General features: G+C 67.4%; 8 protein-coding genes. 2 read left to right on the forward strand and 6 right to left on the reverse strand.

Features of this window, described 5'->3' with window-relative positions; translation table 11 throughout:
- Nucleotides 1-133: 133 nt before the first annotated feature.
- Together QZ271_RS12880 and QZ271_RS12885 are read right to left on the reverse strand one after the other, a co-directional pair.
- Entirely contained in the window at nt 134-646 is a 513-nt protein-coding gene (locus tag QZ271_RS12880; RefSeq protein ID WP_291432107.1) for a hypothetical protein, read from the reverse strand.
- Nucleotides 647-1,006: 360 nt separating this feature from the next.
- Nucleotides 1,007-1,684 carry an arginase gene (locus tag QZ271_RS12885; protein ID WP_291432109.1) on the reverse strand — a complete coding sequence of 226 codons (678 nt, stop codon included), beginning with the start codon at nt 1,682-1,684 and terminating at the stop codon, nt 1,007-1,009.
- A gap of 404 nt (nt 1,685-2,088) precedes the next feature.
- On the opposite strand from QZ271_RS12885, the gene QZ271_RS12890 reads away from it, so the two are divergent.
- The gene (locus QZ271_RS12890; RefSeq protein ID WP_291432111.1) at nt 2,089-2,766 is read left to right on the forward strand and encodes a PIG-L deacetylase family protein; all 678 of its coding nucleotides are present in this window, start codon (nt 2,089-2,091) and stop codon (nt 2,764-2,766) included.
- A gap of 87 nt (nt 2,767-2,853) precedes the next feature.
- Here the strand turns inward: QZ271_RS12890 and QZ271_RS12895 are convergent, their stop codons facing one another.
- From QZ271_RS12895 to QZ271_RS12910, 4 genes are all read right to left on the reverse strand, one after another.
- A complete protein-coding gene (locus QZ271_RS12895) occupies nt 2,854-3,150 on the reverse strand; it encodes a hypothetical protein (RefSeq protein WP_291432113.1) in 297 nt (98 codons plus the stop codon).
- Nucleotides 3,151-3,417: 267 nt separating this feature from the next.
- Nucleotides 3,418-4,359, reverse strand: coding sequence for a hypothetical protein (locus QZ271_RS12900; RefSeq protein ID WP_291432115.1), 942 nt, complete (start codon nt 4,357-4,359; stop codon nt 3,418-3,420).
- A gap of 260 nt (nt 4,360-4,619) precedes the next feature.
- The gene (locus QZ271_RS12905; RefSeq protein ID WP_291432118.1) at nt 4,620-5,804 is read right to left on the reverse strand and encodes a M20 family metallopeptidase; all 1,185 of its coding nucleotides are present in this window, start codon (nt 5,802-5,804) and stop codon (nt 4,620-4,622) included.
- 118 nt (nt 5,805-5,922) lie between these two features.
- The gene (locus QZ271_RS12910) at nt 5,923-6,114 is read right to left on the reverse strand and encodes a hypothetical protein (protein ID WP_291432119.1); all 192 of its coding nucleotides are present in this window, start codon (nt 6,112-6,114) and stop codon (nt 5,923-5,925) included.
- 453 nt (nt 6,115-6,567) lie between these two features.
- Here QZ271_RS12910 and QZ271_RS12915 point away from each other — a divergent pair, with 453 nt between their 5' ends.
- Complete coding sequence (locus QZ271_RS12915; protein ID WP_291432121.1) at nt 6,568-8,343, forward strand: S9 family peptidase; 1,776 nt, start codon at nt 6,568-6,570, stop codon at nt 8,341-8,343.
- Nucleotides 8,344-8,376 lie beyond the last annotated feature (33 nt).

Consider the following 8,376-nt stretch of genomic DNA (forward strand, 5'->3'; position numbering starts at 1 on the left):
AGGAAAGTACGTTGGAGCGGGAATGGAGAGGTTCCGGCGCTTTCCCGGCATGGCGCCATGTGAGCTACAAGGTACTTAACCGCAGTCCGTATGGTTCCGGGCGCCGGGCGTGCGCGGGCCGTCACGGGTGCGGTCAGCGGCGGCGGCCGAAGCGCAGGCGAAGCTGGGTGGGCTCGTCGCGCACGGCGGTTGCCTGGGTGCTCTCGAATTCACGCACGGCGCTGGCCAACCACTCGGGGTACGCGCCTGATTCCAGCAGCACCTGCTGCGGAATCCAGTCGGCGGCCCCGATCAGTTCAGGGTCGGGGGCCAGGATGCCCGCGCTGTACTCGGTGCCGAAGATCATATTCAGCCGGGCGTCTGCGCCGCTGCCCTGCGGGCCGCGCGAGGTGTGCGACCCAATGAGTTGCAGGTCACTGACCACCAGTTTGACGTGCTCGCGGATCACGCGGCGCAGGTTCATCTCAACGAGGTTCTGGCCGCCGCTCAGGCCCAGCAGCAGGCCCGGCAGCCCCTGATCCCCACCGGGCAGCAGGAGCGTGTAGGGCCGCACGATCAGGTACGCGTCCCGGTGCCGGATAAGCGCGAACACACCCACCTGAAAGGTAGCGGGCACGGTCTGTTCTACAGTGTGCATGCTGGTCACGAGAACTCCTGCGCGGGGGGCCGGGGGTAGGGCGTCGCCCTGCCCGACCGGGCGCTGTGACCATTGTAGTGCCTGCCTGCCATCGCCGAAGAGAGATTGACCACCCGACCCACCGGGGGTATCCGGACGGGGGGGATGGGTCGCCCTGCGGGTTCCGCTTGTTTCTCGTGGCAGCCGCCCGGGTTGAACGGTCTTTGCAGCCCATTCAACCCGGAGTCCGTATCATACGGACTGCCGCTCCACTGCGCCACAGTCGGGAAGACACCGCCTGCGGCTCCATACCGCGAAGGGGCGTATGGTGTTCCTCCTCGCATCCGCTCGGATTGATTCGGAACTGCACCACATCAATCGGAGTCCGTATCAGGAGCGGCGCAGCGGGGCCACGATGGGTGCAGCGTTCAGCGTGCAGGCCAGCTCTTCCAGCGCGGCGTCGTGCGAGGGGTTCGTCCAGGCGGGGGACTGCACCAGCAGCAGCGAGGTCACCCGCGCCGGGTCGGGCAGGCCCGCGCCGGGTTCCGACTGGCGCAGCAGGGTGGTGCGCGGCAGCAGGAGCGCGGGCAGCAGGTCGTGGAGCTCGCCGCGCGTGCGGTCCAGGTCGTGTCCCTCCGCGACCGGCAGGTCCGCGTGCCAGTCGGGGTACAGGGTGGTAACGTGAGCGATCAGGCCGCGCGCGAGGCCCAGGCCCGCCCAGTTGCCCGGGCGGACGCGCGTGGAGTCGCCGCTGCGGTTGCCCAGGTCATGGTGAGAATCGAGATTCAGAACATCCAGGCCCGGGTACCGTTCCAGCCACGCCCAGGCATCGGCGTGGCTGAGGGTCACGAACGCGGGAACGCCCGCGTAGACCCGCAGCGCCTCCCAGCCGGGGTACAGGGGGAAGTCCGCGTCCAGGGCCGCCCAGCCGCTCCCGCCGCGCCTGTGAACGCGGTGCGTCCAGGCGGCGTGGCGGTCATGCTCCCGGTCGCGGGTGCCCCAGATGGGCGCGTCGAACACCAGCTCCCGCGTTCCTGAAAAGGCGTCCCAGTCGATACTCAGCAGCACGCTCTCAGCTTAACGGATGCGTGGCAGCGCGCGACCTGACCGCCAGGTGCGGGCAGCGCCACTCATACGGATTCCGTTTGTTTCGCTGACAATCCGGAACTTCACCGGATTGTCAGCTCCACGTCCGGAACCCGCCCTACTCCCACTCGCATCCGCTCAGATTGAATGGTCTTTGCAGCCCATTCAATCGGAGTCGGTATCATACGGATTCCGTCTGTTTCGGCGCAGTCCCAGATCAATCCGAGCGGATGCCAGTGGGAACAATAGAAGGATTGGGCGCAGTGGAGCGGCAGTCCGTATCAGGGCAGTGGTCATGGGGACTGCGCTCCATTGCGCCACGGGCAGCGTGACCCGCCCGGTGACGTTCCCGCCCAGTGACGTGCCGCCCGTCCTATGCTGGGCGGATGAGCAAGGGACTGAAACTGCTGCTGATCGTGCCCCACCCGGACGACGAGGTGTACGGCGCGTCCGGCACCCTGATGGGCCACCTGGAAGCCGGGGAAGCCTGCGGACTGGTGACCCTGACGCGCGGCGAGGCGGGCCGCACGCTGGGCCTGTGCGACACGCCGCAGGAACTGGCGCGGATGCGCGAGGTGGAACTGGCCGCGTGCCTGGACGTGATCGGCCTGACCAGCCCCGGAGCGCGGGCGGGCGGCAGCGTGTTCGAACACCACCACTTTCCGGACAGGTACCTGAAAGACGAGTCCCTGGACGAACTGAGCGCCGTGGCGAGCGAGGCCATGACCCGCCTGCGCCCGGAGGTCGTGCTGACCTTCCCGCCCAACGGCAGTAACGGCCACCCGGATCACGTGACCACGCACCGCGCCGTGAAGGCCGCCTGGGACGCCCTGCCGGACGGTGAGCGTCCGCGCCTGTGGTACTACGCCAGCGACGTGCCGCCCGAGAACGAGGACCTGCGCGCCCAGTGGCTCGCCCCGAACGTCCGCCACGACGTGAGCCGATACCTCGTGCGCAAATTGCAGGCCATCGCCTGCCACCGCACGCAGGCGCTGAGCACCGTGGATTTCATCCGCAAGTTCCCGCACCGCGTCCCGGAAGAAACCTTCCACGAGGTGCAGTGACCGCGCGCAAAGAGCAGGGCGGTGGTATGTGGGCAGTGGTGACCGGGCAGTCGGGCGTGGACAGCCCTCTACCACCACTCGCCCGGTCTACTCCCAGTCGCTGACAGGAATGAATTCCAGGCCCTCGGCGTCGGTGCTCGTGACGGCGTAGTGGCGGTCGAACCGGACCGTGAATTCTCCCCGGTCAAGGTGCTGAGGGCTGACGACCGGCTTGCGAAAGAGGTACGTGCCGTCGTCGTCCACACCAATGTGCGCGCCTTTCGTGAAGCGGAACTCGACCACCTCGGCGTGCGGGCGGGTACGGACACGCACACGGTACGTCTGCGCGTCGTCCCGCTTCACGTTCGGGTTGGCGGGCGGCTTCTTGCTGAACAGGTTGAACATCTGATCCGCAGCATACCGCACGCGCTCCAGGCCGCCCGAAGCCCACTGGTGTACCAGAACGCAGCGGCCTGATGCGGACGCCGCTCCCTTGCGCGAAGGGGCGTATGTTGTTCCTGTTCATATCCGCCCGGATTGATCCGGGACTGCGCCGAACCAAGCGCAGTCCGCATCACCCGCTTCGCGGCGCAGCTGTACAAGTCCGCTCCGGCCAAATGGTTTCTGAAAACCCTTCGACCCGAGCCCGTACCCGTTCTGTGTGGCTGAACTTTACTTGGTGAAAATAGGCCGGAAGCCGAACACGCCGGGGGTGTTCGTATCGACCGTCACTTCGACTGCGCCTACTTCGGCCTCGCCCATGACTTGCAGGCGGGTCAGGTTGCGCAGTGTGGGGCTGGCCATCGTCTGCCCGAGGCCCGTGTTGGCCCCGGCTTCGGTCACGGGGTGGTCAATGATGAGGATGTGCGAGTCGCCGTTGATGAGCAGCACGGGCTTCCCGTAGGCTTTGGCCTCGGTTGCCAGCGTGGTCACCGTGTCGCGCAGGCCGATGTCGGTCAGGGTAAACGGCGCGCCGTAGAACATGTCGGCCTGCATGGCAATCACCACTGCCGGGGCGTTTTTGGCTTTGGCGTCGGCAAAAGTAGCCTTGATCCATTCGAGGTTGGCGGCGTTACGGCCAAAGTACTCGGTGGCGCTGGCGGCGTTGCGCTCCAGACCGTTGTCGCTGCCGACCACGTTGACGGTGGCAAACAGCACGCTGCCGTGCTCCCAGCGACTGTTTTCAATCTGGCCCTGCTGGCGGGTCAGGGTGATGGGCTTTTTACCGAACGACTTGTCACCCATCTGCGCGAAGAACATATCGCGCACCTTGGCGAGGCGTTCCAGCGAGTCAAATTTGCCTGCCTTTTCGCGGTGGCAATCTGTCCACTCGTTGTCGCCGGGGGTGTAGATCAGGGGACCGTCAAACATTCCGAACTCGCCTTTGACCTTCTGAAAGTTCTCGTCGGTGCAGGGGCTGGAACCGCTCTTGATGTCGCCCACATGAACGGTGAACGCGGGCTTGAGCTTGTTGACCTCGCCGATCAGGGCCTCGAAGCGCGCGTAATCGTCGGGCAGTTTGTAGGGCATGTCGCCCAGCGCCACGAACTTGAAGCTGGCGGCAGAGGCGGTAGCGGCAAGGGCAAAAGCGGCGGTGAGCAACAGTTTTTTCATCGCCTCTTAATTTCCGCTCACCGTGTCAGGAGGGTGTGTCGGCTGGGTCAGCGGCAGGTCAGCTGCCCGCAAGGTACGCAACGGCCCTGGCCTGTGTGGGGCAAGCCGGAGGCTGAAATCCGTATCATACGGATTCCGATTGATTCGCTGCACTTCTGAATCCATCCGAGCGGACGCGAGTGGGAACAAGGTCCGGATTGGGCGACATGGAACCGCAGGCGGCGCTTTTCCGTCTGTGGCGTAATTTAGCGGAGTCCGTATCAGACTTCGCGCAGCAGGCGGGCCAGCAGGCGCACGTGGTCAGGCCAGCGGTCCAGGCGGACGTGTTCGTGCGCGGCGTGCGCGCCGTCACCGGGTGCGCCCAGGCCGTCCAGGGTGGGAATGATGGGCGCAGTGAAGTTGCCGTCGCTGCCGCCGCCCACGACGGCGCTGGGAACGTCGAAACCCAGCTCGCGGGCGATGGCGCGCGCCTGGGCGTACAGGGCCAGGGTGCCTTCGCCCTGCTCGAAGGGCGGGCGGTTCAGGCCGCCTTCCACGCGGCTCTGGACGCGGGCGTCCGCTGGCGTCCAGGCGTGCACGGCGGCGTCTACGCGCGCGCCCTCCTCCAGACTGCTGACGCGCACATCGAGTTCCAGGCGGCAGTGGGAAGGGATCACGTTCACGGCGCTGCCCCCGGCGATCAGCCCGGCGCTGACGGTCGTGCCGAGGTCGGGTCGGGCCAGGGCCTGAAGGTCCAGAATGGCCTGCGCGGCGGCCGTGACGGCGCTGGCCCCCTCGCCGGGTTTGTTTCCGGCGTGGCTGGCGACGCCCGTGAAGGTCAGGACGTAACTGCCGGTGCCTTTCCGGCCGGTTTTCAGGGCGTGGGTATCCGCGACGGGCGGCTCGACGACCAGCGCCACGCGGGCAAACCGGGCGGCGTTCTCGATGTGCGCGCGGCTGCTGAGGCTGCCGGTTTCCTCATCCGGGGACAGCAGGACCTGCACGCCGCCCGCCGGCCACTCGCCGTTCAGGGAGCGCAGCGCGTGGAACAGGCCCACGATGCCGGCCTTCATGTCGTACGTGCCGGGACCGTACAGGCGGTCGCCCTCCACGCGCAGCGGCATATGATCCAGCGTGCCGTGCGGCCAGACGGTATCGGCGTGCGTGAGCACGAGTACCGGCCGGTCCTGCCCGCCCAGGTCCTGCTCGCCCTGGTTCTGGCCGCCCAGGCCGGGTGCGGGCAGCCCGTGTTCGGCGTCGGCGCGGCGCACCCCGAAGTTGAACAGGCGAGCGCCGCCGCCCAGGGCGTGGGTTTCGGCGCCCATGGCGCGCGCCCAGCCTTCCACGACGTCCATGACGCGGGCGATACCGGCCGGATCGGTCGATGGCGATTCGATGCGGGCCAGGGTGTCCAGGTCGGCCAGCATGGCTTTCAGGTCGGGGGTGAAGTCAGGCATGAGCGTCATGCTACGCCCCCACCGGCGGCGGCAGGCCTCTGACCGCGTGCGCGGGGGCGGGTGCGCCGGCACAGAAACGCGGCCCCCGCGAAACCAGTGGCGGGGGCCGCGCGGGGCGGGGTGTGTTTCAGCCGAGCAGGGCAATCTGGCGGGCGTCCACCTTGAGTTTCGCGCTGCCCTTGAGGTACAGGTCGTGAAGTGCCTTCTGTCCGAACAGGCGCGTGACACGCGTGGCCGTCATCTCGACGGTATGACCGGCCACTTTCAGACGAACGAGATCGGTGGTTCCGGGAACCCAGGTACAGGACAGTTCTTGCATGGCAGACCTCCAGAAAAAGAGTGGTGAGCGGCGCGGCAACCCACGGGAGAAGGGCAGGTCCAGGGCGAAGGCAGGCAGGACACTCGGTATTCGGTTGACCCGGTCGGAACGCCGCAACCAACCCAGCGGTTCGTTGACACATGACGTTACGGGCCTGTTGCGCCGGTAAGAACAGCATAGGCCAGTCACAGACGGCAATGGAAAGCAATCACCCGTTCCGCGTTGAGGAAGGCATCATGAACATAAAATGATGTGCACGCTCCTGTGTTTCCTCAATGACCTGGGTTTCCTCAATGACCTGGGTTTCCTCAATGACCTGGGTTTCCTCAATGACCTGGGCCGCAACCCGTTTCGTTCTGGCCTGCTCTGCCGCGCAGCTCGACGGGTCCGCCCGGGTTGAGCAGTTACGCCGGCGCGCCGCAGCTGGCGCGGGGGTGTGCTTGACTGGAGTGCATGACACTGCCCCACCCAAGTGCGCCCGCCGACGCGCGGCCCGGTCCCGACTCGCTGCTGCCACTGGTGTTTCCTTCCGACCCGCAGGTCAGTCCGGACGGCCAGGCCGCCGCCTTCGTGCTGACCCGCATCGAGGAGGACAATCCCCGCACGCCCGACAGGGACTTCCCGAAACCGCGTTACCGCTCGCAGATCTGGCTGACCGACGGCACCCTGACCCGCGCCCTGACGCAGGGCGAGAACCGGGACAGCAGCCCCCGCTGGTCCCCGGACGCGCGCACGCTGGCCTTTACCCGCAAGGCCGCAGAGGGGAGCGCGCAACTGCACCTGCTGCCCCTGACAGGCGGCGAGGCCAGACGCCTAACCGACCTGCGAGGCGGCGTGGGCACTCCCCTCTGGAGCCCGGACGGACAGTTCATCGCGTTCACAAGTACCGGCGACGACGAGGACCGACGCGACGAGCGCGGCGAGGCGCGCGTGATCACGAAACCCCGCTACCGTTTCAACGGCCGCGACTGGCTGCCCGACACGCCCGCCCGCCTGTACCGCCTGCATATTGCCAGCGGCGAACTGAGCGTCTGGCACGCCCCGGACCTGGAAATCAGCGACGTGGCGTGGCTGCCGGACAGCAGCGGCGTGCTGTTCGTGGCGGCCACCAGCGAACTGGCGGACGTGCGCAGGCAGCAGGAAGTCTGGCACCTGCCGCTGAACGGCGAGCGGCGGCAGGTCACGCGCTGGGCGTCCGCCGTGAACGCTGTCATCCCCCACCCGGACGGCCAGCACTTCGCGCTGCTGGGCCATCCCGCCGGGCACGGCAACACCGAACACACACACCTGTACCTGCTGCCCCTGCAAGGCGAGGCCGACCCCCTGCGCCTGGACGCCGGGCACGACCACCCGGTCGGGAACGGCGTGGGCGGCGACTGCCACGTGGGCACCCTGCCCGAACGGCCCGCGTGGCTGGACGCCCGGACCCTGCTGTTCTCCGCGACCGTGCGCGGCAGCTGCGGCCTGTTCACCGCTACCCTGCCGGGCGACGGTCAACCCGGAACGGTGCACGTCCATGATCACGACTCGCAGGCCGTCATTCCGGCCTTTACCGCGCGCGGCGGCGGCCTCGCCCTGATCCGCGAACGCGCCGACCGCTTCCCCGAAGTAGTCCTGAACGGCACCCAGGTCACGGACCTGCACGCCAACCTCCCCTTCACGGCCCGCACGCCCACCCGCGTGCCCTTCCCCACCGACCTCGGCGAGGGCGAAGGCTGGGTCCTGCTGCCGGACGGTACCGACCCCGTGCCCGCCCTGCTCAGCATTCACGGCGGGCCGCACACCGACTACGGGCACGCCTTCACGCACGAATTCCAGCTGTACGCCGCGCGCGGCCAGGCCGTGTGCTACAGCAACCCACGCGGCAGTCTCGGCTACGGGCAGGCCTGGGTTGACGCCATCCACGGCCGCTGGGGAACCGTGGACGCCGACGACCTCCTGACCTTCTTCGACGCCTGCCTGCACACCCACCCCCGCCTCGACCGGGAGCATACCGCGGTCATGGGCGGCAGTTACGGCGGCTTCATGACCAACTGGCTCACCGCGCATACCACCCGCTTTCAGGCGGCCATCACCGACCGCAGCATCTGCAACCTGCTGAGTTTCGGCGGCACCAGCGACATTGGCCTGCGCTTCTGGGACGATGAACTCGGTCTGAACTTCCACCGCCGCGCCGACGCCCTGAAACCTGACCGCCTGACAGAAATTATGAGAAAGCGTCCCCGGTAGGGGACACTTTCTGGTTGTGAAGACCGAAAATGC

Source organism: Deinococcus sp. (assembly GCF_018260555.1).
GTDB lineage: Bacteria > Deinococcota > Deinococci > Deinococcales > Deinococcaceae > Deinococcus.